This window comes from Mesorhizobium sp. P2_A8, assembly GCF_056404935.1.
The window spans coordinates 1-593 of the sequence record NZ_JBFUDB010000036.1 but is presented as its reverse complement, the minus strand read 5'-3'; the positions used below and the strand labels follow the sequence as shown (position 1 = coordinate 593).

Sequence of the window (593 nt, the reverse complement as noted above, 5' to 3'; positions counted from 1 at the left end):
GGCGCACAAGCTTATGGACCAGGTGGTGGAAGCCACGCTGCTGCACGGTACGGCGACGCGTGCCGAGGCCGAGAAGCGCGCCGTTGCGCTGTTCAAGAAGCTCAGCCTGCCGAACCCCGAAACCATCGGCGAACGCTTTCCGCACCAGGTCTCGGGCGGCCAGTTGCAGCGCGTGATGACGGCGATGGCACTTTGCTCCGAGCCGGATCTGATCGTCTTCGACGAGCCGACCACGGCGCTCGACGTGACGACGCAGATCGACGTGCTGGCGGCGATCAAGGACGCCATCCGCGATACCCATGTGGCGGCGCTCTACATCACCCACGACCTTGCCGTCGTTGCCCAGGTGTCGGACGAGATCATGGTGCTGCGCCATGGCCGACTGGTCGAATGGGGCGGCACACGGCAGATCATCAAGGAACCGCGCCAGGAATACACCAATGCGCTGGTCTCGGTGCATGAGATCGAACATGCCGAGCAGAAGCCCGGCATGACGCCGTTCCTGTCGGTGAAGAACGTCACCGCCGCCTACGGCCGCAGCCACATCAAGGTGCTGAAGAACGTGTCGGTCGACATCTATCCGGGTCAGACGC

1 protein-coding gene is annotated in these 593 nt (G+C 63.9%); it reads left to right on the top strand.

The genetic code is table 11. The features are described from left to right. Nucleotides 1-593, top strand: a 593-nt coding sequence (locus tag AC1D10_RS35575) for an ATP-binding cassette domain-containing protein (RefSeq protein WP_477279993.1), incomplete at both ends; no start/stop codon positions are given.